Raw genomic sequence first — 26,609 nt, 5'->3', positions numbered from 1 at the left:
TTACACCCCTTCGGCGATATAACGGGCGATAATATCACCCATTTCACTGGTACTGACTGATTTGCCCCCTCCCGCTAAGTCAGCGGTACGGTGACCATTTTCTAACGCTTTATTTACAGCCCTTTCAATGGCATCAGCGGCATCACTTTGATTCAAACTGAATCGTAATAACATAGCGGCTGATAAAATTTGGGCGATTGGGTTAGCGATATTTTTACCTGCAATATCTGGGGCAGAGCCACCAGCAGGTTCATATAAGCCAAAGCCTTCTTCATTAAGACTGGCTGACGGTAGCATTCCCATTGAACCTGTGATCATTGCGCACTCATCTGAAATGATGTCACCAAACAGGTTTGAACACAGCACGACATCAAATTGAGAAGGTGCTTTGATCATCTGCATCGTCGCATTATCAATATACATATGACTAACAGACACATCAGGGTATTCTTTCGCGATTTGATTCACGACTTCACGCCATAATACAGAGCTTTGTAATACGTTGGCTTTGTCAATTGACGTCACTTTATGGTTACGTTTACGCGCAGATTCAAATGCAATACGAGCAATCCGCTCTATTTCATAGCGATGGTAAACCTCAGTATCAAAAGCATATTCATCTTGACCTTCGCCTTTACGACCTTTTGGTTGACCAAAATAGATACCGCCAGTCAACTCACGCACACAGAGAATATCAAAGCCTTGTGCTGCAATATCAGCTCTCAATGGGCAAAATGCTTCTAATGCCTGGTACAAACGAGCCGGACGTAGATTACTAAATAATTTAAAGTGTTTGCGTAATGGCAGTAATGCGCCTCGCTCAGGTTGACTATCGGGTGGCAAATTTTCCCATTTAGGGCCACCAACAGAGCCAAACAGAACGGCATCTGCACTTTCGCAACCCGCGACTGTTGCTTCTGGCAGCGGTTTGCCATGGCGGTCAATTGCAATACCACCAACGTCATACTCTTTTGTTGTGATAGATAATGCAAAGCGCTGGCGGATCGCATCTAACACTTTATGGGCTTGGGCCATAACTTCAGGGCCAATGCCATCTCCAGGCAATACGGCAATATGATAGCTTTTAGACATTGTTATACAGCTTCCTTTGTATTGGATTGTGATTCTTTTTGATTTATTTTTTGTTTTTCTTTTTCAACTTGTTCAGAGCGCCAAATACTATTCAATACGTGCACCATTGCTTTGGCTGACGATTCGACGATATCCGTTGCCAAGCCCATTCCGTGGAAACGGCGGTTAAAACATTCCACGACAATATCCACTTGACCTAACGCATTTTCCCCTTGGCCTTTCGCTGACAATTTATAAGAAACCAATTTAATAGGGTAATTGGTGATATTGCTAATCGCTTGGTAAATAGCATCGACAGGGCCATTTCCTGTTGCCGCTTCTGATTTAACCTCTTCACCGCAACGCATTTTGACGGTAGCCGTGGCGACAACGCTAGAGCCTGACTGAGTACTGAAATAATCCATCGAAAAATGGTCGGTATCATCTTGTTGACTAGCGAAGAAGGCCAGAGCTTCCAAGTCGTAATCAAACACTTGGCCTTTTTTATCCGCTAAACTTAAGAAGGCGGTATACAACTCATCCAAGTTGAAATCTTTCCCTTCTTGATACCCCATTTCTTCCATACGATGTTTAACCGCAGCACGGCCAGAGCGGGAAGTTAAGTTCAATTGAATCGCTTTTAAGCCGATGGATTCCGGTGTCATGATTTCATAGGTTTCACGGTTTTTCAGCACACCGTCTTGGTGAATACCGGATGAGTGAGCAAAGGCATTGCTACCAACAACCGCTTTATTGGCTGGAATAGGGGTGTTGCATAATTGACTAACTAATTGGCTGGTACGATAAATCTCTTTGTGATTGATGTTGGTATGGACGTTTAACATTTGCTCGCGCAATTTAATCGCCATGATCACTTCTTCTAAGGCGGTATTACCAGCGCGTTCACCTAACCCATTAATCGTTCCCTCAACTTGGCGAGCCCCCGCTTGGACGGCAGTGATAGAGTTGGCAACAGACATACCTAAGTCATCATGGCAGTGAACTGAAATGATGGCTTTATCAATATTTGGTACTTTTTCATATAAAGAGGTGATGATCCCACCGAATTGGTAAGGGGTTGTGTAACCGACAGTATCTGGAATATTGATGGTTGTCGCGCCAGCTTTAATGGCTGCTTCAACAATGCGGCATAAGTTATCAATATCAGTACGGCCCGCATCTTCACAAGAAAACTCAACATCATCAGTATAACGTCTTGCGCGTTTGATAGAGTCGATAGCCATGTCCATCACCCCATCAAATGTTTTATTCAATTTCTTTTCGACGTGTAAATTTGATGTCGCTAAAAAAATGTGGATGCGGAATGCTTCGGCAACTTTCAATGATTCAGCGGCCACATCAATATCATTTTGTACGCATCGCGCTAATGCACAAATACGGCTGTTTTTGATTTCACGAGCGATAGTTTGTACTGACTCAAAGTCTCCCGGTGAAGAGACGGGGAAACCAGCTTCAATGATATCGACCCCAAGGCGCTCTAAAGCAAAAGCGATTTGCAATTTTTCTTTAACGGATAAACTTGCCTGTAATGCCTGCTCGCCATCACGTAACGTGGTGTCGAATATAATGACTTGATCGCTCATGTTGTGTTCCTCTTATACAGAATTTGTCGTTATATTTTTGCGGTGCCGGCAGGCATAAAAAAACCCGCGGCTAGCGCGGGTTTTTATGTTTCTGGACTGTGAGTTTCCTATCTTCCGTCCATAAGCATACCGCGCACATTGGATGCGAGTAGTAGTAGGCTTAGTAGGCGGATAGAAGTTGTCATTTTCACAGTCTCTAAATTTGGTTTTAATCAATCTGTATTTATTGATACGTGATCTTTTCTTGGCTGTCAACTTTAGTTTTTTTTGTCAATTTTGGAGAATGATGAATCATCACTAATACTTGGTGATTGTGACTAATTTCTATATTTTTAGTGATGTTTTTCCCTATATTTTACCGATAAGTTAGGGGTAAAATTCTTTTTATGAAAGAGCCGGGCTGAAACATAGCATAAACTGATGGTTTGGTTGCTTTTTGAACTGCTCTGTGAGGGGAAAAACGAAAACGATAACATGAGATATAAAAATAAATTTTAATTATAGTTTTTATTAAATAAATTATTTAGTAAATGAATTATTTAAAATTAATCTGATAATGGGATAGTATCGTGGTTGTTGATGATATTTATTATGATTTATTTTTAGAATTGTTTTATTATTTTGATGCTAACAATAATAGTTTTAAATGATTTGATAAAACTTATTATGTCGATGAATACCTTCGTTTCATTATCGTATCTATATTGTGTTGCTAAAATGATAGGTAATATAATAGAAGCGTCGTTTTAATAAATGCAGGGAACGCGAAATAGCTTATCATTGATAAGTTTTTTGAAGAATAATATTTAATGAATTTATAAAAACCTTATTTATTTAAGGGGAGATGATTTTCATTAATTAAAAATGATAAATATCTTTATTGGAGTACATAATGACTGATTTTGATACGGCTTCACCAGCTAAAAAAGAGAATAATGACATCAATTTGCGAAATGTTGATCTCAACTTACTCACCGTTTTTGATGTGGTTATGCAGATGCAAAACGTAACAAGGGCAGCACAGGTATTAGGCATGTCTCAACCTGCCGTGAGTAATGCTGTATCCCGTTTAAAATCAATGTTCAATGATGAGCTTTTTGTCCGCTATGGACGCGGTATACAACCGACATCCCGCGCTAAACAGTTGTTTGGGCCGGTTAGGCAAGCTCTACAACTCGTTCATAATGAGTTACCGGGGGCTGGTTTTGACCCTAAATTAAGTGAGCGAGTATTTAATCTTTCTATTTGTTCTCCATTAGATATTCGTTTAGCTGCCGTTATCGTTGAAAAATTCAAACAAGTATCACCAAATATTAATGTACGTATTCATTGTTTCTTAGATAATAACATTGAGCATAAATTAAAGTACCAAGAGACAGATTTTTCGGTAAGCTATAATCAATTCGAAAAAAGCGAATATCAACATCAGGTTTTATTTAATGATGAGTTAGTTGTCGTGGTCGCCAATGATCATCCACGAATTCACGGTAATGTTACGCAAGAATTATTAATTAATGAAAAGCATGCCGTGATGTCAATGGATAATATGGGGTCCTTTAGTAAGCCTTATTATCATAATACAGAGTTATCACATACAATTAGCTATCAGGGCACGGATTTAAATAGTGTTTTAAATATCGTTTCTTTAACTGATTTAGTGGCAATTGTGCCAAAATGGCTTGTTGAAAACTCAGCAAATAAACTCCAATTACGAACAGCCGCTTTGCCATGGGCAGAAAATACGCGCCCTTGCTATTTAACGTGGCATGAATCAACGGCTCGGGATAAAGGGCATCAATGGATGAAGTCACAATTTTGCCAACTAATCACTGAATTACCTATGTAGCATTGGCTTAATCATCCGCTGAAATCGCGGCAGTTGCACGGTTTATGATTAACTCATCATGGTAAAACTCTATGATGAGTTATGTTACCTGACTAACATTTGCAAAATATTTACATAATATCTCTTTTCACGACACTCTTTCACCTATACACTCAAATCATTCAGCTAACACTTGTAAGCTGAAATAATTAACTGGTGAAGCGCTTCGTGGGTTTACCGAGCGGCTTCAGTTAACAAATGTACTATAGGAAAAACATTTTGATTACTGAAAATCTATATCCATACCATATGGTCAATCGCTTGCACAGCCGGTTTAATGCCGCTGATTCAGCGACTCGGATAGCTTTCAGTCAATGGCATAATGGGCAACAGAGTGATCTAACATGGAAAGAGGTTGAACAGCACTCTTTTGCCATTGCTCGCCGCCTTTTGGCACTCAATGTTGAAGTACAAGAAAATATTGGGTTATTTGCGCATAACAGTATGAATTGGGCTTTGGTGGATCTTGCGGTCTTACAGTTAAAAGCCGTTACTGTACCTTTATATGCGACCAGCAGTGTTGAACAAGCTGCTTATATTATTAATGATGCAAATATTCGTATTCTATTTGTTGGTGAGCAAGAGCAATACCAAGTTGCATGCCAACTAAAATCACGCTGTCCTCAATTAACCACTATCGTGGTGCTGAATGAGGATGTTGAATTAGTCGATGGAGAACTGGTTTCTGTTCACCTATCAAATTTTATCGCGCAAGCAGAGCCTGAATACCAAGACGAGCTAAATCAACGTATTGCGGCTCACCATCTGAGTGATCTTTTCACCATCATCTATACATCGGGTACGACAGGGGAGCCTAAAGGGGTCATGTTGGATTATTACAATATGGCGGCGCAGCTCTATCTTCATGACCAGCGTTTGAAGTTAAACATCGATGATGTTTCATTAAGTTTTCTACCGTTATCACATGTTTTTGAGCGCGCTTGGAGCTTCTATGTCATGCATACAGGTGCTCGCAATGTTTATCTCACTGATACTAATGCGGTTAGGGATGCATTGACACAAGTTAAACCTACCGTGATGTGTGCGGTGCCTCGTTTTTATGAAAAAGTGTATAGCGCTGTACAAAGTAAGGTTGCTAAAGCACCACTTATGCGTCGTTTGTTATTTAAATGGGCAATCGCACAAGGCAATAAAAGGGTTAAAGCGCTGGCACAAGGTAAGCAGCTAAATGCGCTGAATCAGTCGTTGTTTAATTTAGCCGACAAGTTAGTGTTAACAAAGCTACGCCAACTGTTAGGTGGACGTATTCGCTTTATGCCTGCCGCCGGTGCTCGTTTAGATGATGATGTTATCGCCTTTTTTCTCGCAGTAGGCGTGAACATCAAATATGGTTATGGGATGACAGAAACTTGTGCGACGGTGTCATGTTGGGAAGAGGGGGAATACCCATTAGGCTCTATCGGCACACCGTTGTCATCGGTTGAGGTACGTATTGGCGATAATAATGAGATTCAGGTAAAAGGGCCTGTGGTCATGAAAGGCTATTATCATCGCCAAAAAGAGACAGAAGATGCATTTACCCCTGACGGCTGGTTAAAAACTGGGGATGCAGGTGAAATCGATGCTCAAGGTAATTTGTATATTACCGACCGCTTAAAAGATTTAATGAAAACCTCAAATGGGAAATATATTGCACCACAAATGATCGAAGGGGTGTTAGGCCAAGACCGGTTTATCGAGCATATCGCCGTTATCGCGGATGCGCGTAAATTCGTTTCGGCGCTGATCGTACCTTGTTATGATTCATTAGAAGAATATGCGCGTTCGATCAATTTAAAATATCGTGATCGATTAGAGCTATTAAAAGATTCGAATATTGTGGCTCTGTTTGAAAATCGCTTAAAAGAGCTACAGAAAAATATCGAAAATTTCCATCAGGTTAAGCGTTTTACGTTACTCCCGGCTAATTTTTCCATGGAAAAAGGGGAGCTCACACCAACCTTAAAGCTGCGTAGAAAAATTATTTCAGAGCGTTATCACTCTGAAATTGAATCAATGTACCGCGAATAATTCCTCAATAGAGCCGGATAACACATAGCATGATATCCGGCTTCTCTTTGTACTCTTTTTCATCGCTTTATAGTGATATTTTCCACCATTCTTCCTTTTCTTGGTTAATTCAACCAATAATCTGAGTAGATAAAGATAATATTCAAAGTTGTCATGTTTGCTTAATAAATGGTGTTTGCGTCACCTTAGACACAACGATATGTTAATAGCAGTCATAACTACGGCAGAAATGACAATACATAGTAGAGGACTGTCATACCTCTGTTAACTTGTAAAAATAGTCTGGGGGCAAACTCATGGAGATGTTGTCGGGAGCAGAAATGGTCGTCAAGTCTTTGATTGACCAAGGTGTAAAGCATGTATTTGGGTATCCAGGTGGTGCTGTTTTAGATATCTATGATGCACTTCATACGGTAGGTGGTATTGATCACATCCTCGTTCGCCATGAACAAGCCGCGGTTCATATGGCGGATGGTTATGCACGCTCAACAGGAGAAGTCGGGGTGATTTTAGTGACCTCGGGTCCTGGTGCGACAAATGCAATTACAGGGATTGCGACGGCATACATGGACTCTGTTCCTTTGGTTGTTTTATCAGGACAAGTAGCAAGCTCCTTGATTGGGAATGATGCATTTCAAGAGTGTGATATGGTGGGAATATCTCGCCCAATTGTAAAACACAGCTTTTTAATTAAAAAAGCCGAAGACATACCTGAAACCATTAAGAAAGCCTTCTATATCGCTGCAAGTGGTCGTCAAGGTCCTGTGGTTATCGACTTACCTAAAGATACGGTTAATCCGGCAAATAAATACCCTTACCGCTATCCTGAAGCGGTTTCTTTACGCTCTTATAACCCAACCCTTCAAGGGCACAAAGGGCAGATTAAAAAAGCGTTAACAAAATTGATTGCGGCGCAGAAACCTGTTTTCTATATCGGTGGAGGGGCAATCAACGCAAATTGTTCGGCTGAGATCATCGCATTAGCAGAAAAACTGCAACTGCCTGTTGTATCAACACTCATGGGGCTAGGGGCATTTCCAGAAACCCATCACCAGTCAGTTGGGATGCTTGGTATGCACGGTACATATGAAGCCAATAAGGTGATGCATAATTCTGATGTTATTTTTGCTGTTGGTGTGCGTTTTGATGATAGGACAACGAATAATCTTGAAAAATATTGTCCGAATGCAACAGTGATCCAAATTGATGTCGACCCAACCTCTATTTCTAAAACCGTTAATACAGATATTCCGATCGTAGGGGATGCTAAGCTGACACTTCAGCAAATGTTGAGTCAGCTCGATCAAGTATCCACCAAACAAAATAGCCAAGCATTAAAAACATGGTGGAAAGAGATTGAAACTTGGCGAGAGAGAAAATGCCTCCGTTATGAAACCAATAGCCAAAAAGTGAAACCTCAGCAAGCGATTGAAACCATTTACCGCCTGACAAATGGTGAGGCGTATGTCACTTCTGATGTTGGGCAGCATCAAATGTTTGCCGCACTGTATTACCCATTTGATAAGCCTCGCCATTGGATTAATTCAGGGGGCTTAGGCACTATGGGCTTTGGTTTACCTGCCGCTTTGGGGGTTAAATTAGCACATCCACAATCTACGGTTATCTGTGTTACTGGCGATGGCAGTATTCAAATGAATATCCAAGAACTGTCGACCGCAATGCAATATGGTTTACCGGTGGTTGTGTTGAATCTCAATAATGGGTTTTTGGGGATGGTTAAGCAGTGGCAAGATATGATTTATCAAGGCCGCCATTCTCAATCTTATATGCAATCGCTTCCTGATTTCGTCAAACTTGCAGAAGCTTATGGTCATGTAGGTATTTCGATTCATTCCCCCGATGAACTCGAAGAAAAATTAAAACAAGCACTGGTAGAAGTGAATGAAAACCAACGCTTAGTTTTTGTGGATATTAACGTTGATGAAACTGAACATGTTTACCCAATGCAGATACGTGGTGGTGCAATGGATGAAATGTGGCTGAGTAAAACAGAGAGGACCTGATCATGCGTCGTATTTTATCCGTCTTACTAGAAAATGAATCGGGGGCACTTTCCCGTGTTATTGGGCTGTTTTCTCAACGTGGTTATAATATCGAAAGTTTAACGGTTGCACCTACCGATGACCCAACACTGTCACGTATGACCATTCAAACAAAAGGTGATGCAAAGGTGCTTGAGCAGATTGAAAAGCAACTGCATAAGTTAGTCGATGTCTTACGTGTAAGCGAACTAACGGCTTCAGCACATGTTGAACGTGAGATTATGCTAGTTAAACTGCAAGCATCGGGTTATGGCCGCGATGAAATTAAACGTTGCTCCGATATTTTCCGCGGTCAAATCGTTGATGTAACGCCTACGCTGTATACCGTTCAGCTAGCGGGAACAAGCGATAAACTGGATGCATTCATTGAAGCAGTCCGTGGCGTTGCTGAAATTGTTGAAGTTGCACGCTCAGGTATTGTTGGTGTTTCACGTGGCGATAAAATTATGCGGTGAAAAATTTATCGGCTGAAGGTAGAATACCATTGCATAGAGCCCCGATTGATTCGGGGCTTTAACCGTTGGCGGCTATTTTAGCTTGGCTACGGTTATCAGGGATTGTAAAAAATAAATAGTAAAATCAATATGTTGGTTTTATCTGATAACACAAAGAGGTTAACGTGAAACTGGATGAAATAGCCCGTTTAGCGGGGGTATCTCGCACAACGGCTAGTTATGTGATCAACGGCAAGGCCAAGCAGTATCGAGTCAGCGATAAAACTGTAGAAAAAGTGATGGCTGTTGTCAGAGAGCACAATTACCATCCAAATGCTGTAGCAGCAGGGCTACGTGCAGGGAGAACACGTTCGATTGGGCTAGTGATCCCCGATCTCGAAAACACAAGTTATACTCGCATTGCTAATTATCTTGAGCGTCAAGCACGTCAGCGTGGCTACCAACTGTTGATTGCCTGTTCAGAAGATCAGCCCGATAACGAAATTCGTTGCGTTGAGCACCTTCTACAACGCCAAGTTGATGCGATTATTGTTTCAACGGCGCTGCCACCTGAACATCCTTTTTATCAGCGTTGGGCCAACCGTTCTTTGCCGATTATTGCGTTAGATAGGGCGCTAGAACAAGAGCACTTTATTAGCGTTGTCGGGGATGACCAAGAAGATGCATTGATGCTCTCTACGGAGTTGAGGCAATTTTCCGCGGAGTCAGTCTTGTATCTTGGCGCTCTGCCAGAATTATCGGTGAGCTACCTTCGTGAACAAGGTTTTAGAAAAGGCTGGCAAGGTGATGCTCGTGAGGTCAAGTATCTCTATGCAAATAGCTATGAGCGGGCGTCAGCGGCGGAGGTCTTTGCTGACTGGTTAGATAAAGGCAATCAGATGCCTGATGCACTCTTTACAACCTCATTTTCGCTGTTACAGGGGGTGTTAGATGTTGCATTGAAGCGTGATGGTCGTCTACCTGAGCATATGGTAATTGCAACGTTTGGTGACAGTGGGTTGCTGGACTTTTTAGGTTGCCCTGTTTTATCACTTGCACAACGTCACAGAGATATTGCTGAGCGTATTTTAGAACTGGTGTTGGCAAGTTTAGATGAAAAACAAAAACCGGATGCAGGGATTACTCGTATTCGTCGTGATCTGTGCCGACGTGGTAGCCTCGGGCGCAAACAGTAAAATATCATTTAAATAATAAAAACCAGACAAAAAGTCAGGTTGAATATTAAGTGATATCGATCACGTTTATAAGTATTATGTTAGCCCCAAAGTAAATGGGGCTTTTTATTTCATGCTAAAAATAAGTAAATATTTAACTTTAGGACTATTCTTAACGAGGTAAATCTAATTTATCATTGTAAAGAAAATAAAATAAAAAAATTTGATTTAAGAAATAATTTTTAAATCAAAGAAAGCACGTAAAATTTTATTTATTGTAAAATACTGGCTATTAAAACAGTGTTTTAATTATATGAAATATATGGTTTTTATTTTTCTGTGAGGCTGTTATCGATAATATTTACCTTTATTAAACATTCACGGTTATTTTGAAAGTAAAGAATCGGTTAACGATATACTGATTAAAAATGAGACATATAAAGGAAATATCATCATTTGAGTGTTTTTTCATCAGTAAAATAGAGTTTACGTAATATTTGCTCTTTTGTTGAAAATAAATGAATTATATCAATCCGTTATTCCTCATTTTATCTCCGAAGTAGATTTTACCCACTCTTATCTTTTCTGAATTGTTCTGTAAATAAAGCAAAAGCTAGGCGCGTCTGGCTTGACAACGTTTTCCTACCATTCGTAAACTTTATAAGTGGAGAATTGTGGGGTAAAGTGGGTAAATAGGAAATAAAGAGGTTTTACTGGGTATGTTTCGTGGGGCAACACTGGTAAATCTCGACAGCAAAGGGCGGCTTACCGTGCCTACCCGATATCGGGGAATGTTGAGCGAGGAATCTAAGGGGCAGATGGTTTGTACTATCGACCTCCACCAGCCATGCCTGCTGCTTTACACTTTACCTGAGTGGGAAATCATCGAAGAAAAGCTCTCTCGCCTATCAACCATGAATCCAGCAGAAAGACGTGTCCAACGACTTTTGTTGGGACATGCCAGTGAATGTCAAATGGATAGCTCAGGGCGTCTTTTGTTAGCCAGCACGCTACGTCAACATGCAGGGCTAACAAAAGAGGTCATGCTAGTAGGCCAAATAAATAAATTTGAACTTTGGGATGAACAGACTTGGTATCAGCAAGTGGAAGAGGATATTGCCGCTGAACGACAAACCCAAGAACCACTGTCAACCCGTTTACAGGATTTGTCACTATAAACATGACACAGCAACAATTTAAACATGTAACAGTACTGCTTGATGAAGCAGTAAATGGCCTAAATATTAAACCAAACGGTATTTATATTGATGGAACTTTTGGGCGTGGTGGGCATTCAAGGCTGATTTTAAGCCAGCTAAACGAGCAAGGGCGTCTGATTGCTATCGATCGTGATCCAGAGGCGATTAAAGCAGCGCAAGAAATTGATGACCCTCGCTTTATGATCAAGCATGGCCCATTTTCTGCAATTGCAGAGTATGTAGAAGAAGAAGGGCTAGTTGGCAAAATTGATGGCGTATTACTGGACTTAGGGGTGTCATCCCCCCAACTGGATGATCCTGAGCGTGGTTTTTCATTTATGCGTGATGGGCCGTTGGATATGCGTATGGATCCAACGAAAGGGCAGTCAGCCCAACAATGGCTAATGAATGCACAAGCTGATGACATCGCATGGGTTTTGAAAACTTTTGGAGAGGAACGTTTTGCAAAACGCATTGCGAAAGCCATCGTTGAGCGTAACCACAATCCAGAAGAAACACCTTTAACGAGAACTCGTGAGTTGGCTGAATTGATCGCTAAAGTCAGCCCTATCAAAGAGCGTCATAAGCACCCTGCAACGCGAAGTTTTCAAGCAATACGTATTTACATTAACAGTGAGTTGGAAGAAATAGAGCAGGCGCTTGAAGGTGCTGTCTCTGTATTAGCACCGGAAGGACGTCTTTCGGTGATCAGTTTCCATTCATTGGAAGATAGGCTAGTGAAGCGGTTTATTCGTCAAAATAGCAAAGGGCCTAGTGTTCCTGCTGGCATCCCTCTTACGGAAGCTCAAATACGAGAACTGGGCGTCGCTAAGCTGCGTGAAGTGGGCAAAATGAAGCCTTCAGACGCTGAAATTGACGAAAACCCAAGGGCACGTAGTTCTGTACTGCGTTTTGCACAGAGGACACTGTAATTATGGTTCCAGAAAGGCATAGTCTTGGGAAAGTGATTGGTCGTGACCTTTTTCGTCATGGGGTAATTCCTTTGATTTTGCTAGTGGCCATCATTATTAGCGCTATTTTTGTGGTCACAACTGCCCATGAAACGCGTTTGCTAACGGCAGAAAAAGACAAGTTATATGAAGAGAAAGATGCGCTGGATATTGAATGGCGTAACTTGATCTTGGAAGAAAACGCATTGGGAAGTCATAGCCGAGTTGAACGTTTATCGGTGGAAAAGTTGCAGATGGTTCATGTTGAACCTTCTCAAGAAAATATCATTGTCTCTAAGCAGTAGATAAGGTTACGAATGAAAGCACCTAAGTCAGCTAGGAATAAAAAACAGTCTGAAAATACCAGCTTTGTTAGCTGGCGTTTTGCCTTGTTGTGCGGCGGTATTCTACTGGCTTTAGTCGGGCTTTTAGTGCGTGTAGCTTATCTACAAATCATTTCGCCTGAAAAGTTAGTTAAAGAAGGGGATATGCGCTCCCTACGTGTTCAAGAGGTCTCTACAGCACGTGGCATGATAAGCGATAGGGAAGGGCGGCAACTGGCTGTTAGTGTGCCTGTTAATGCGATTTGGGCTGACCCAAAAGTGGTATTTGAAAAAGGTGGGGTGAACAATGATGAACATTGGAAAGCGCTCGCTGATGCATTGGAGATCCCACTTGAGCAGATCACCGCTAAAATTTCTGCCAATCCAAAAGGGCGCTTTGTGTACCTCGCTCGTCAAGTCAACCCTTCTATTGGCGAATACATCACGAAACTAAAATTACCCGGTATCTATTTACGCAAAGAATCACGCCGTTACTACCCCTCAGGGCCTGTTGCAGCGCACTTAATTGGTGTGACAAATATTGATGGCGAAGGGATAGAAGGCGTCGAGAAGAGCTTTGAGCGCTGGTTAAAAGGGGAGCCAGGTGAGCGTATTGTTCGTAAAGACCGTAATGGGCGTGTGATTGAAACGGTTTCTTCCGTTGATAGCCAAGCGGCTCATAACTTAGTGCTAAGTATTGATGAACGCATTCAATCTATCGTTTATCGTGAATTAACGAAAGGTGTTCAGGAAAACAAAGCTGAATCAGGTGTTGCCATTTTAGTGGATGTGCACACGGGGGAGATTTTAGCGATGGCGAATAGCCCATCCTATAACCCGAACAATTTGGCAGGAACCCCCATGGATGCTATGCGTAACCGTGCGATCACCGATATTTTTGAACCGGGTTCAACGGTCAAGCCGCTCGTCGTTATGAGTGCATTAAATAACCGTATTGTCAAAGAAAATACCGTATTGAATACCTATCCATATCGAGTTAATGGTCATGAAATCAAAGATGTAGCTCGTTATCCTGAATTATCAATTACAGGTATTTTACAGAAGTCGAGTAACGTGGGTGTTTCAAAACTGGCGTTAGCGATGCCTGCCACAGAGCTGGTGGATGTGTATAGCCGCTTTGGGTTTGGCAAGCCGACTAATCTGGGGTTAGTCGGGGAAAGTAGTGGCATCTTTCCAAGTAAAAAAACACGGTGGTCTGATTTAGAAAGGGCCACCTTTTCTTTCGGGTATGGGCAAATGGTAACACCGTTACAGTTAGCCCGTGCCTATGCAACAATTGGTAGTTTCGGGATTTATCGCCCGCTATCGATTACTAAAGTTGACCCTCCTGTGCCGGGAACACGCGTTTTTCCTGAGCATATAATGCGCACCGTTGTGCACATGATGGAAAGTGTTGCCTTGCCGGGTGGTGGGGGAACAAGAGCCTCAATAAAAGGCTATCGTATCGCGATAAAAACAGGTACTGCGAAAAAAGTAGGGCCGGAAGGGCGCTACATTAATCAATATATTGCTTATACCGCAGGCGTCGCGCCTGCAAGTAACCCACGCTATGCCCTTGTCGTTCTTATCAATGAGCCTAAAGCGGGTAAATATTATGGTGGTGCAGTATCGGCACCCGTGTTTGGTTCAATTATGGGCGGTGTTTTACGCATGATGAACGTTGAACCTGATGCACTACAAACAGACGATAAAAACGACACAGTTCTTAACAGAAAAGAGGTTAAAAGTGGCAGATCGTAATCTTTGTGATCTTCTTTCGCCATTTGGCGTTAGCACAGCAAGTGTCTCGTTACGTGAGATGACATTAGACAGTCGTAAGGCGGCTGCCGGTGATCTGTTTATCGCAATTAAAGGCCATCAATCAGATGGTCGACACTATATTTCTCAAGCGATCGCCCAAGGGGTCGCCGCGGTGGTTGCAGAAGCGCATGGTGAAGCCGCTGAAGGTGAAATTCGTTATATCCACGGCGTTCCCGTTGTTTACCTAAATGATCTGAATAGTCGCCTATCAGCATTAGCGGGGGCATTTTATCAACATCCTGCTGAAAAAATGAAATTGGTTGGGGTGACAGGCACTAATGGTAAAACGACGACAACTCAACTGATCGCGCAGTGGGCACAAGGATTAGGTGAAACCAGTGCTGTCATGGGGACCGTAGGGAATGGTTTACTTGGGCAAGTTGCGCCGAGTGAAAACACCACAGGTTCCGCTGTGGATATTCAAGTTGAGTTGACTCAGTTATTGAAGCAGAAGGCTACATTAACCGCGATGGAAGTCTCCTCTCACGGCCTTGTGCAAGGTCGCGTAGCTGCCTTACCTTTTGATGCCGCAGTATTTACAAATTTAAGCCGTGACCATTTAGATTACCATGGTGATATGGAAAGTTATGAAGCGGCGAAATGGTTACTGTTTTCGACACATCAAACCAAAGCGCAAATTATTAATGCTGATGATGATGTGGGTCTAAAATGGTTACAGCGTTTACCGCAAGCTTGCGCCGTTTCTATGGAACAACGAATTCCTGAGCAATGGCAAGGGCCATGGTTACAAGCAACAGCGGTTGAATATCATGATCGCGGAGCAACCATTCAATTTACCTCATCATGGGGCAACGGAACGTTAGAAAGCCCATTGATGGGCGCATTTAACGTCAGCAACTTATTGTTAGCTATGGCAACACTGCTGACGATGGATTATTCGTTAGAACAGCTATTAGAGGCATCATCATCTCTTTCACCAGTATGTGGTCGAATGGAAGTGTTTAGTGCGCCAAACAAACCAACCGTGGTTGTTGATTATGCCCACACACCGGATGCACTCGAAAAAGCGTTGGCGGCAGCACGCTTACATTGTAAAGGCCAATTATGGTGTGTCTTTGGTTGCGGGGGAGACCGTGATAAAGGCAAGCGACCTTTGATGGGCGCAGCGGCAGAAGAGTGGGCGGATAAAGTCGTTATTACTGATGATAACCCGCGCAGTGAAGAGCCGTTAGATATTATCAATGACATTATGGCGGGGATCCTCGATTCAAGTCGAGTTCTTGCGATCCCAGGGCGTGCGGAAGCGGTTACCAGCTCAATCATGCAGGCAAATGCGGATGATGTGATTGTGATCGCAGGTAAAGGCCATGAAGATTATCAAATTATCGGTCATCGCCGTTTAGATTATTCAGATCGCCTAACCGTTGCAAGGCTATTGGGGGTGTTAGCATGATCCCCTTAACGTTAGCTCAACTGGCGGCCGTGACCGCTGGGCGTTTATTTAATGCTGAAGGTATTGATGCCGCTACACTGACATTAAGTGAAGTGAGTACAGATAGCCGCCAAATTGGTCAAGACTGCTTATTTATCGCCTTAAAAGGTGAGCGTTTTGATGCCCATGACTTTGCCCCTTCTGTGGTTGAAAATGGCGCCGTTGCATTACTGGTTGAGCGTGAGCTTGATGTTGATTGCCCACAGGTTATTGTGGCGAACACTCGTCTTTCTATGGGGCAACTTGCTGCATGGGTGCGCAAGCAAAGCCAAGCGAAAGTAGTCGGTTTAACAGGCTCCTCGGGGAAAACCTCTGTTAAAGAGATGACCGCATCCATTTTATCTCAGCGTGGCAAAACCCTGTATACAGCGGGTAACTTAAATAATGATATTGGTGTGCCATTAACGCTATTTCGGCTAACTCACGAATATGATTATGCCGTAATTGAAATGGGGGCGAATCATCCAAATGAAATCGCCTATACCACGAATATCGTGAAGCCTGAGAGTGCACTGGTGAATAATTTATTTGCAGCACATCTTGCCGGCTTTGGTTCACCTGAAGGTGTGGCTCGCGCAAAAGGGGAAATTTACCAAGGTCTACCTGACGAAGGTACCGCGATTGTTAACCTTGATAGTTATTCGCCACATTGGCAATTTCAACCGCGGCAAACCGTGTGGTATTACTCGCTGAAGCCACAAGACAAAGCGGATTTCTATCCATCGGATATTGAAGTTAAACAACTTTCAACAAACTTTACGTTGCATACGCCAGTTGGGCAAATTGCAATCACATTGCCTTTACCGGGGATGCATAACATTGCCAATGTCCTTGCGGCAAGTGCGCTTGCCATTTCAGTTGGCGCAACGCTGGAAGATATTCGCAATGGGTTAGCGACGACGAAAGCAGTGCCGGGGCGTTTATATCCGGTACAACTGAGTCCAACAAAAGTGGTATTGGATGACACTTATAACGCGAATGATGGCTCAATGATTGCAGCAATTAATGTTTTAGCTAAAATGCCCGGCTATCGTATTTTGATTGCAGGTGATATGGGCGAGCTTGGCGATTACGCACAAGATTGTCATCAACGAGTTGGCATTGCGGCAAAAGATGCAGGTCTGGATAAAGTACTGAGTGTGGGTACGCTGAGCGAAATGATCAGTCAATTCAGTGAATGTGGTGAGCACTTTGCATTCAAAAAAGATTTATTAACCCGACTGATTCCGCTAGTCCAGCAGAATGAAGTTGTTTCTATTTTAGTTAAAGGTTCACGTAGCTCCGCGATGGAAGATGTCGTGAATGCATTAAAGGAGTGCTTTGCATGTTAGTCTGGCTTGCCGAAATATTGGTGCATCATTTTTCTGTTTTTAACGTCTTTTCTTATCTGACGTTCAGAGCCATTGTCGGTTTGCTAACGGCACTCGCTATCGCGTTATGGATGGGGCCACGTTTAATTACCTATTTACAAAAAATGCAGATTGGTCAAGTCGTTCGCGATGTAGGGCCTGAGTCTCACTTTAGTAAACGTGGCACACCTACAATGGGCGGCATACTGATTCTATTTTCAATCAGTATATCGGTGTTGTTGTGGGCGCGTTTAGATAATCCCTATGTTTGGTGTGTCCTGTTGGTATTGGTGGGGTATGGCCTTGTAGGCTTCGCTGATGACTACTTAAAAGTGGTTAGAAAAAATAGCCGAGGCTTAATTGCTCGCTGGAAATATTTTTGGCAATCCGTCATTGCGCTCATTGTTGCTTTTTCAATGTATGCAGTCGGTAACGAGACGCCAGCGACACAATTAGTCGTACCTTTCTTTAAAGATGTGATGCCTCAACTGGGAATGCTTTATATTCTGCTGGCTTACTTTGTAATTGTTGGAACCAGTAATGCCGTTAACTTAACAGACGGTCTTGATGGTTTAGCAATTATGCCAACAGTATTCGTTGCGGCAGGGTTTGCTCTGGTCGCGTGGGCGACAGGTAACGTTAACTTTGCGAGTTACTTGCATATTCCATTCTTGCCACACGCTGGTGAACTAGTGATCGTCTGTACGGCTATTGTTGGTGCGGGATTAGGTTTCCTATGGTTTAACACTTACCCAGCACAAGTCTTTATGGGTGATGTAGGTTCTTTAGCACTCGGAGGCGCTTTAGGTACTATCGCAGTTCTACTACGCCAAGAGTTTTTGTTAGTCATTATGGGTGGCGTGTTTGTTGTAGAAACATTATCAGTCATCTTACAAGTGGGTTCTTTCAAATTACGTGGTCAACGTATATTCCGTATGGCACCAATTCATCATCATTATGAGTTGAAAGGGTGGCCGGAACCACGCGTAATTGTGCGTTTTTGGATTATTTCCTTAATGCTAGTCCTGATTGGGCTAGCAACATTGAAGGTACGTTAAACATGGCTCGTATTCAGGGTAAACAGTATCAAGGTAAAAAAGTGGTGATTATCGGGTTAGGCCTAACAGGCCTATCCTGTGTGCACTTTTTCTTATCACAAGGTGTCATTCCACGTGTGATAGATACTCGTTCTGCCCCACCTGGCGTAGAGCAATTACCTAGCAATGTCGAATATCACCATGGCAGTTTAAATAACTCATGGTTACAAGAAGCTGATTTGATTGTCGCAAGTCCGGGTATTGCTCTAGCGACACCTGAGTTGCAACAGGCGGCTAATAAAGGCATTGAGATTGTTGGCGATATTGAGCTGTTTTGTCGTGAGGCTGATGCACCAATCATTGCCATTACTGGCTCTAACGGTAAAAGCACGGTGACTTCTTTAGTCGGGGAAATGGCAAAAGCCGCAGGTATCTCTGTTGGTGTGGGTGGCAATATTGGTATTCCTGCATTATCCCTACTGAACCAAGGTCACCAGCTTTATGTGCTTGAGTTATCAAGCTTCCAATTAGAAACCACATCCAGTTTACAAGCCTTAGCGGCAACCGTACTGAATGTGACAGAAGACCATATGGATCGCTATCCATTAGGGTTAGCGCAGTATCGCGACGCTAAATTACGTATTTATCATAATGCGGCGAATTGCATTGTGAACGCGCAAGACCCACTGACGTTACCACGAGATAGACGTCATGAAGCGTGTATCAGCTTTGGGGTCGATAGTGGTGATTATTATTTTGATACACAGCAGCGTTTATTAGTTGCGAAAGGGCAAGCCATCATTGATGTTGCTGATATGCATTTGACTGGGCAACACAATTACACGAATGCGCTGGCAGCGCTTGCACTGGCAGATATTGCAGGCATAGAGCGTAAGGCTTGCTTGGATGTACTGAAAAATTACGCTGGATTAATGCACCGTTTCCAACTGGTGTTATTGAACAACGGAGTACGTTGGATTAACGACTCTAAAGCGACCAATGTGGGTAGCACGGAAGCCGCACTAAATGGCTTAAAAGTGGATGGAACACTGCATCTGCTATTAGGTGGTGATGGTAAAGCTGCCGATTTTTCACCCTTAAAGCCGTATCTTGCCCAAGATAATGTGCGTGTGTACTGCTTTGGTCGTGACGGTAAAGCTCTAGCCCAATTGGAGCCTGAAAAATCTGTGCTGACGGAAACGATGGAGCAGAGCATGCGTTATTTGGCTCCACATTTAAAATCAGGCGATATGGTTTTACTGTCTCCAGCTTGTGCAAGTATCGACCAATTTAAAAACTTTGAGCAGCGAGGGATGATTTTTGCTCAGTTAGCGAAGGAGTTAGGCTGATGACTATACCAGGTGCTGTGCGCATAAAAAACTGGGTACTTGGTGAAAAGGGTGGCGTTATTGCTGGCTCAACACTCTATGACCGCACCTTGGTATGGCTGGCACTTGGCCTCGCTGCAATCGGTTTTATTATGGTGACATCGGCATCCATGCCGGTGGGGCAAAGATTGACAGAAGATCCTTTTTATTTTGCCAAGCGTGATGCCGTTTATTTAGCCATTGCCTTTGTTTTAGTGTTAGGCGTGATGCGGATCTCAATGGCAGTTTGGGAAAAATACAGCTTTGTATTGTTAATGGTCTCCCTGCTGTTATTAGCGGTAGTACTGGTTGCAGGGAGCTCTGTCAACGGGGCATCGCGCTGGATTGATATCGGTATTGTTAAAATTCAGCCGGCTGAGTTATCTAAATTGGCTCTATTTTGCTATGTATCCAGTTACTTAGTAAGAAAGTCAGAGGAAGTGAGAACACGCTTCCTTGGTTTTGTAAAACCAATGTGTATCTTGATTGTGATGTCATCATTATTGCTACTACAGCCTGACTTAGGAACTGTTATCGTACTAGTCGTCACCACCCTAGGGTTGCTCTTCCTTGCCGGAGCAAGATTGGCCCCCTTTATTATTGGGATTGCGGCGTGTGTTGTCGGGGTATTAGCACTGATTTGGTTTGAGCCTTACCGTTTGCGCCGAGTGACATCATTTTTGAATCCATGGGAAGACCCGTTTGGTAGCGGTTATCAGCTTACCCAATCATTAATGGCATTTGGTCGAGGTGAGTTAGTTGGGCAAGGGTTAGGGAACTCAGTCCAAAAACTGGAATATTTACCAGAAGCGCATACGGACTTTATTTTTTCGGTTTTAGCTGAGGAGCTTGGCTATATTGGCGTTGTGTTGGTGTTATTGATGGTATTTATGCTGGCATTTCGCGCAATGATGATAGGCCGTCGAGCTTTATTAGCTAACCAATTATTTGCTGGCTATTTAGCGTGTTCGATAGGTATTTGGTTTACCTTCCAAGCATTAGTTAATGTTGGGGCTGCTGCCGGTATGTTACCGACGAAGGGGTTAACATTACCATTGATCAGCTATGGTGGCTCAAGCCTATTAATTATGTCTGCTGCTATTGCCGTGTTATTACGTGTCGATTTTGAAACACGTCTGCAAAAAGCGCAGGCGTTTGTAAGGAGTGTTAAATGAGTCAAGCAAAAAGGTTATTAGTCATGGCTGGTGGTACTGGGGGGCATGTATTCCCAGGTTTAGCTGTGGCCCATTATTTGCAGGCTCAAGGCTGGGAAATCCGTTGGTTAGGCACAGCCGATCGCATGGAAGCAACGTTAGTACCGCAACATGGTATTGAGATTGAATTTATACGGATATCAGGGCTTAGAGGTAAAGGCGCGTTAGCATTGGCTGCCGCGCCTTGGCGGATCTTTAAAGCGATACGCCAAGCAAAAGCCATTATCAAACAATATCAACCTGACGCTGTACTCGGTATGGGCGGATATGTTTCAGGGCCTGGTGGGATTGCGGCTTGGTTATCAGGTGTACCTGTGGTGCTACATGAACAAAATGGGATTGCAGGTTTAACGAATAAATGGTTGTCAAAAATTGCAAAACGAGTACTTCAAGCGTTCCCCGGTGCTTTTGCGGATGCGCCAATTGTTGGCAATCCAGTACGAAAAGATGTCTTAGCGCTGCCACTGCCCGAGGAGCGATTATCGGATCGTGACGGTAAAATACGCGTACTGGTTGTAGGTGGTAGTCAAGGCGCGCGTATTTTGAACCAAGTAATGCCAGAGGTTGCTGAAAAAGTAGGCAAACAGTTAAATATCTGGCATCAAGCGGGAAAAGGCAGTAAGGAAACTACAGAAGCGTTGTATAATGAACGGCTAAAAAATTCAGTTAATTCCGAGTATAAAGTTACGGAGTTTATTGATGATATGGCTCAGGCGTATGCATGGGCGGATATTGTGGTTTGCCGTTCTGGAGCGTTAACGGTCAGTGAAATTGCCGCAGCAGGGTTACCTGCGATTTTTGTGCCATTTCAGCATAAAGATCGTCAACAGTATTGGAATGCGCTTCCGCTAGAAAAGGCGGGAGCGGCAAAAATCCTTGAGCAACCACAATTTACTGCGGATAACGTTGCTAGCCTATTGGCGCAGTGGGATAGGCAAGCATTATTATCGATGGCGAAAAAGGCACGTTCTTGTGCTATCACCGACGCGACAGAGCGTGTAGCAGCAGTAATCAGTGAAGTGGCTAAATAGTTATCACCATCGATAACATGGCATAGATATAGAATTAACTAAAAGCGAAGACATACAGTGAATACACAACAGTTGGCGAAATTAAGAACATCAGTGCCAGAAATGAGAAGAGTCAGGCACATCCATTTTGTCGGTATCGGTGGTGCTGGCATGGGTGGTATCGCCGAAGTGTTGGCAAATGAAGGTTACCAAATTAGTGGTTCTGATTTAGCGCCAAATGCCGTTACTCAGCAACTTACGGCTTTAGGTGCAACTATTTATTTTAATCACCGTCCTGAGAATGTTGAAGATGCGAGCGTAGTCGTTGTTTCGACTGCAATTTCAGCGGACAACCCTGAAATCCAAGCGGCGCATGAATTACGTATTCCTGTTATCCGCCGCGCTGAAATGTTGGCGGAATTAATGCGTTATCGTCATGGTATTGCAGTGGCAGGTACACACGGTAAAACTACGACAACAGCGATGATTTCAGGGATCTATGCGCAAGCGGGCTTAGATCCTACATTTGTTAACGGCGGTCTAGTGAAATCCGCGGGGACTCATGCCCGTTTAGGTAGTAGCCGTTATTTAATCGCAGAAGCTGATGAAAGTGACGCCTCTTTCTTACATTTGCAGCCTTTAGTTGCAGTGGTTACTAACATTGAAGCGGACCATATGGATACTTACCAAGGTAACTTTGAAACCTTGAAAGATACGTTCATCAACTTCCTGCATAACTTACCATTTTATGGTCGTGCGGTGATGTGTATTGATGATCCTGTGATCCGTTCATTATTACCGCGAGTCAGTCGCTACGTGACGACGTATGGCTTTAGTGAAGATGCCGATGTACGCATCGTTAAATATGAGCAAAAAGGTAATCAAGGCTTCTTTACTATTGCCCGTGAAAATATGCCGGAACTGACCGTAGTGCTGAATGCACCGGGGCGACATAACGCTCTGAATGCAACAGCGGCTGTCGCCGTGGCGACGGAAGAAGGCATTGATGATCAGCATATCTTGTCTGCACTGGTTGAGTTCCAAGGTACAGGGCGCCGTTTTGATTTTCTTGGAAACTATTCACTACGTCATGTGAATGGTAAAGAAGGCGAAGTGATGTTGGTGGATGATTATGGTCACCATCCAACAGAGGTTGACGCGACAATAAAAGCGGCAAGAGCCGGATGGCCAGACAAACGAATTGTGATGGTGTTTCAGCCACACCGTTATTCACGTACTCGTGACCTATATGATGACTTTGCCCATGTCCTCAGCCAAGTAGATGTATTGCTGATGCTAGAGGTTTATCCTGCGGGAGAGAAGCCTGTGCCGGGGGCGGATAGTCGTTCATTATGTCGGACGATACGCGGTCGTGGTCAGCTTGATCCAATTTATGTGGCAGAGCCTGAACAAGTTGCACAAATTTTAGCTCAAGCACTTGAAGATAATGACTTAATTTTAGTTCAAGGTGCTGGGAATATTGGTAAAATAGCGCGTAATCTTGCTGAAACAAAATTACAGCCACCCATGGTAGAGGAGTGATTCATGGCCGAGAAAGTCGCGGTGTTATTTGGCGGAACATCTGCTGAACGTGAAGTTTCTCTTCAATCAGGCAATGCGGTGCTTGCTGGTTTACGTCAGGCTGGAATTGATGCGCATCCTATTGATACAAAAGATTTTCCAGTGGTCACTCTCAAGGATGCTGGGTTTGATAAAGTGTTTATCGCCCTTCATGGCCGAGGGGGGGAAGACGGTACAATTCAGGGAATGCTGGAGTTTTTAGGTTTGCCGTACACAGGTAGTGGCGTGATGGCCTCCGCCTTGAGTATGGATAAATTAAGAACAAAGCAACTTTGGGAAGGAGCAGGGCTAACAGTATCGCCTTATGTTTCGTTGAGTAAATTTGAGTTTAGTTCACTTAAAACTGAAAAAATTGAAGAATTAGTCGCATATCTAGGATTACCACTTATTGTCAAACCGAGCCTTGAAGGGTCAAGTGTAGGGATGAGCAAAGTTGATAATTTAGGTAATTTATCAGCGGCGTTGGCACTAGCGTTTCGTTTCGATGAAACCGTACTGATTGAGAAATGGTTAAGTGGTCCAGAATATACGGTCGCAGTGCTTGGTGAACAAACATTACCATCAATTCGTATTCAGCCTCCTGGGGTGTTTTACGATTATGAGGCGAAATATCTTTCTGATGAAACGCAATATTTTTGCCCAAGTGGCTTAGATGCAGGATCAGAAGCGCAGTTATCACAACTTGCGATGCGTGCTTATCAGGCGGTTGGGTGTCGCGGTTGGGGGCGAGTTGATGTAATGCAAGATAGTGACGGTCAATTCTACTTGCTAGAGGTGAATACCTCACCAGGAATGACAAGTCACAGTTTAGTGCCAATGGCAGCGCGCCAAGCAGGTATGGATTTTTCGCAGTTGGTAGTACGTATTTTGGAATTGGCTAACTGATATGTCACAGGCAGCATTGAATGTTCGGCATCATAAGCATAATGATGACAACAACGAGTCAGGGTCAGGCCCAAGTAATGGTGCTTTTCTCGGCGGGTTGATTTTCTTTCTAATGGTTGTGGGAACAATCATTTGGAGTGGCTGGACCGTCATGAACTGGATGAAAGATGCAGATAGGCTGCCAATGTCAAAGTTAGTATTAACCGGAGAGCGCCACTATACCAGCAATGATGATGTGAGGAAGGCGATATTATCTCTAGGGCAACCTGGTACTTTTATGACAGTTGATGTCAATGCCATCCAAAATCAGATAAGTGCGATGCCTTGGATCCGTCAGGTGACGGTTCGCAAACAGTGGCCTGATGAGTTAAAGATACATCTGGTAGAATACGTACCTTACGCACGTTGGAATGACCAAAATATGGTTGATCAGGAGGGGCGAGTATTTAGCCTCCCTGCGAGTGAAAGCAGCAAGGGCAATTATGTGATGCTCTATGGCCCCCAAGGTAGCCAAAAAGAAGTTATAAAAGAGTACATTGAATTTAAAAGAATATTGTCAGAACACAATTTAAAATTGAAATCAGTATCTATGACGGCACGCCATGCTTGGCAACTTATCTTAGATAATGATGTCCGAGTAGAGCTCGGGAAAAAAGAAGTTTTTCAGCGGTTAAATCGTTTCCTTGAACTTTATCCGCTTTTGCAGCAAGCCACAGATAAACGTGTCGACTATGTTGACCTTCGTTATACCAGTGGTGCTGCGGTGGGGTGGGCTCCGCTCCTAGTGGATGCTCCACTGGAGTTACAATAATTAATATTGCTAATAACTCAGACTAGGCAGAAGCAAATGATCAAAACGACGGACAGAAAATTAGTTGTAGGCCTTGAAATTGGAACTTCCAAGGTGTCGGCCCTTGTCGGCGAAATTCTGCCCGATGGTATGGTGAATATTATCGGGGTGGGAAGTTGTCCATCTCGTGGAATGGACAAAGGTGGCGTTAATGACTTGGAATCAGTCGTTAAATGCGTGCAAAGGGCGATTGATCAGGCTGAGTTGATGGCGGATTGCCAAATTTCTTCAGTTTATCTTGCGTTATCAGGTAAGCATGTTAGCTGCCAAAACGAAATCGGCATGGTGCCCGTTTCGGAAGAGGAAGTGACACAAGAAGACGTTGACAGTGTTGTTCATACCGCAAAATCAGTTAGGGTTCGTGATGAGCATCGAATTCTTCATGTCATACCACAAGAATTCGCGATTGATTACCAAGAAGGTATTAAGAACCCTGTTGGTTTGTCAGGTGTACGTATGCAAGCCAAGGTACATTTGATTACTTGTCATAACGACATGGCAAAAAATATTGTAAAAGCGGTTGAGCGTTGTGGATTAAAAGTCGACCAGCTGATTTTTGCAGGTCTTGCGGCGAGCTATTCAGTATTGACCGAAGATGAACGCGAACTTGGCGTTTGTGTTGTCGATATTGGCGGCGGAACCATGGATATGGCGGTATACACCGGTGGGGCACTACGTCATACCAAAGTTATCCCTTATGCAGGTAATGTCGTTACCAGTGATATCGCTTATGCCTTCGGTACTCCACCGAGTGATGCGGAGGCAATCAAAGTTCGTCATGGCTGCGCTGTCGGTTCGATAGTGAGCAAAGATGAAACTGTTGAAGTCCCTAGCGTGGGAGGGCGTCCTCCAAGAAGTCTACAACGTCAGACTTTAGCGGAGGTCATTGAACCACGTTACACAGAGCTGTTAAACCTTGTAAATGAAGAAATTTTAAATTTACAGGAACAGTTACGCCAACAAGGTGTCAAACACCATTTGGCAGCGGGTATCGTGCTAACGGGAGGGGCGGCACAAATCGATGGCCTCGTCGAATGTGCTCAAAAAGTCTTCCATACACAAGTTAGGGTCGGTATTCCGCTCAATATTACAGGCTTAACGGATTATGCTCAGGAGCCATACTATTCAACTGCGGTTGGGCTTCTGCATTACGGTAAAGAGAGCCATCTTGGCGATGATACCGAAACGGAAAAACGTGCTTCAGTTAAAGGGTGGTTTAGTAAAATCACAGGCTGGCTGAGAAAAGAATTTTAATTTTTATTCAGAAGCATATTATTAGCTTCGAAGTAAAGCACAAAACGGAGAGA

21 protein-coding genes are annotated in these 26,609 nt (G+C 43.4%); 19 read left to right on the top strand and 2 right to left on the bottom strand.

Translation table 11 applies throughout. The features are described 5' to 3' along the window. Entirely contained in the window at window positions 1-1,092 is a 1,092-nt protein-coding gene (leuB, locus tag PR675_RS04615; RefSeq protein ID WP_004921959.1) for a 3-isopropylmalate dehydrogenase, read from the bottom strand. Between the two features lie 2 nt (window positions 1,093-1,094). Next, the gene (gene leuA / locus PR675_RS04610; RefSeq protein WP_004921957.1) at window positions 1,095-2,675 is read right to left on the bottom strand and encodes a 2-isopropylmalate synthase; all 1,581 of its coding nucleotides are present in this window, start codon (window positions 2,673-2,675) and stop codon (window positions 1,095-1,097) included. Between the two features lie 892 nt (window positions 2,676-3,567). Between leuA and leuO the strand changes: the two genes are divergently transcribed. The 19 genes from leuO (at window position 3,568) to ftsA (ending at window position 26,556) form a co-directional block, all read left to right on the top strand. Then, window positions 3,568-4,521 (top strand): transcriptional regulator LeuO, encoded by a 954-nt coding sequence (leuO, locus tag PR675_RS04605; protein ID WP_004921954.1) that lies wholly within the window; start codon window positions 3,568-3,570, stop codon window positions 4,519-4,521. A gap of 288 nt (window positions 4,522-4,809) precedes the next feature. After that, complete coding sequence (locus tag PR675_RS04600; protein ID WP_169342124.1) at window positions 4,810-6,591, top strand: AMP-dependent synthetase/ligase; 1,782 nt, start codon at window positions 4,810-4,812, stop codon at window positions 6,589-6,591. A 296-nt stretch (window positions 6,592-6,887) separates the two neighbouring features. After that, window positions 6,888-8,615: an acetolactate synthase 3 large subunit gene (gene ilvI, locus PR675_RS04595; protein WP_272582694.1), complete on the top strand. Its 1,728-nt coding sequence runs from the start codon at window positions 6,888-6,890 to the stop codon at window positions 8,613-8,615. A 2-nt stretch (window positions 8,616-8,617) separates the two neighbouring features. Continuing rightward, window positions 8,618-9,109 (top strand): acetolactate synthase small subunit, encoded by a 492-nt coding sequence (ilvN, locus tag PR675_RS04590; RefSeq protein ID WP_004921945.1) that lies wholly within the window; start codon window positions 8,618-8,620, stop codon window positions 9,107-9,109. A gap of 164 nt (window positions 9,110-9,273) precedes the next feature. Beyond that, entirely contained in the window at window positions 9,274-10,284 is a 1,011-nt protein-coding gene (gene cra, locus PR675_RS04585) for a catabolite repressor/activator (protein ID WP_272582693.1), read from the top strand. 698 nt (window positions 10,285-10,982) lie between these two features. Continuing rightward, on the top strand, window positions 10,983-11,441 hold the full coding sequence (mraZ, locus tag PR675_RS04580) for a division/cell wall cluster transcriptional repressor MraZ (protein ID WP_004921936.1): 459 nt from the start codon (window positions 10,983-10,985) through the stop codon (window positions 11,439-11,441). Window positions 11,442-11,443: 2 nt separating this feature from the next. Continuing rightward, window positions 11,444-12,394: a 16S rRNA (cytosine(1402)-N(4))-methyltransferase RsmH gene (gene rsmH / locus PR675_RS04575; RefSeq protein ID WP_004921934.1), complete on the top strand. Its 951-nt coding sequence runs from the start codon at window positions 11,444-11,446 to the stop codon at window positions 12,392-12,394. 2 nt (window positions 12,395-12,396) lie between these two features. Further along, entirely contained in the window at window positions 12,397-12,717 is a 321-nt protein-coding gene (ftsL, locus tag PR675_RS04570; RefSeq protein ID WP_004921932.1) for a cell division protein FtsL, read from the top strand. A gap of 12 nt (window positions 12,718-12,729) precedes the next feature. Then, window positions 12,730-14,496, top strand: coding sequence for a peptidoglycan glycosyltransferase FtsI (ftsI, locus tag PR675_RS04565; protein ID WP_004921927.1), 1,767 nt, complete (start codon window positions 12,730-12,732; stop codon window positions 14,494-14,496). Beyond that, the gene (gene murE, locus PR675_RS04560) at window positions 14,483-15,970 is read left to right on the top strand and encodes a UDP-N-acetylmuramoyl-L-alanyl-D-glutamate--2,6-diaminopimelate ligase (RefSeq protein ID WP_040133347.1); all 1,488 of its coding nucleotides are present in this window, start codon (window positions 14,483-14,485) and stop codon (window positions 15,968-15,970) included. The genes ftsI and murE overlap by 14 nt, the downstream gene beginning before the upstream one ends. Further along, the gene (gene murF, locus PR675_RS04555) at window positions 15,967-17,340 is read left to right on the top strand and encodes a UDP-N-acetylmuramoyl-tripeptide--D-alanyl-D-alanine ligase (protein ID WP_004921921.1); all 1,374 of its coding nucleotides are present in this window, start codon (window positions 15,967-15,969) and stop codon (window positions 17,338-17,340) included. Before murE ends, murF begins: the two co-directional genes overlap by 4 nt. After that, the gene (mraY, locus tag PR675_RS04550; protein WP_004921918.1) at window positions 17,334-18,416 is read left to right on the top strand and encodes a phospho-N-acetylmuramoyl-pentapeptide-transferase; all 1,083 of its coding nucleotides are present in this window, start codon (window positions 17,334-17,336) and stop codon (window positions 18,414-18,416) included. The genes murF and mraY overlap by 7 nt, the downstream gene beginning before the upstream one ends. Before the next feature lie 2 nt (window positions 18,417-18,418). Continuing rightward, window positions 18,419-19,744, top strand: a complete 1,326-nt coding sequence (gene murD, locus PR675_RS04545) for a UDP-N-acetylmuramoyl-L-alanine--D-glutamate ligase (RefSeq protein WP_004921917.1) — start codon at window positions 18,419-18,421, stop codon at window positions 19,742-19,744. After that, window positions 19,744-20,937: a cell division protein FtsW gene (gene ftsW / locus PR675_RS04540; protein ID WP_004921913.1), complete on the top strand. Its 1,194-nt coding sequence runs from the start codon at window positions 19,744-19,746 to the stop codon at window positions 20,935-20,937. Before murD ends, ftsW begins: the two co-directional genes overlap by 1 nt. Further along, complete coding sequence (murG, locus tag PR675_RS04535) at window positions 20,934-22,007, top strand: undecaprenyldiphospho-muramoylpentapeptide beta-N-acetylglucosaminyltransferase (RefSeq protein ID WP_004921911.1); 1,074 nt, start codon at window positions 20,934-20,936, stop codon at window positions 22,005-22,007. Before ftsW ends, murG begins: the two co-directional genes overlap by 4 nt. Window positions 22,008-22,064: 57 nt before the next feature. Continuing rightward, window positions 22,065-23,528, top strand: coding sequence for a UDP-N-acetylmuramate--L-alanine ligase (murC, locus tag PR675_RS04530; protein WP_036941184.1), 1,464 nt, complete (start codon window positions 22,065-22,067; stop codon window positions 23,526-23,528). 3 nt (window positions 23,529-23,531) lie between these two features. Beyond that, window positions 23,532-24,452 (top strand): D-alanine--D-alanine ligase, encoded by a 921-nt coding sequence (locus tag PR675_RS04525; RefSeq protein WP_060560867.1) that lies wholly within the window; start codon window positions 23,532-23,534, stop codon window positions 24,450-24,452. A gap of 1 nt (window position 24,453) precedes the next feature. Further along, entirely contained in the window at window positions 24,454-25,263 is an 810-nt protein-coding gene (ftsQ, locus tag PR675_RS04520) for a cell division protein FtsQ (protein ID WP_004921902.1), read from the top strand. 36 nt (window positions 25,264-25,299) lie between these two features. Next, window positions 25,300-26,556, top strand: coding sequence for a cell division protein FtsA (ftsA, locus tag PR675_RS04515; RefSeq protein WP_004921898.1), 1,257 nt, complete (start codon window positions 25,300-25,302; stop codon window positions 26,554-26,556). Window positions 26,557-26,609: the final 53 nt, after the last annotated feature.

The organism is Providencia sp. PROV261 (assembly GCF_028477945.1).
Lineage (GTDB): Bacteria > Pseudomonadota > Gammaproteobacteria > Enterobacterales > Enterobacteriaceae > Providencia > Providencia stuartii.
The sequence above is the reverse complement of the archived record's forward strand: the minus strand, read 5'-3'. Positions and strand labels throughout refer to the sequence as shown.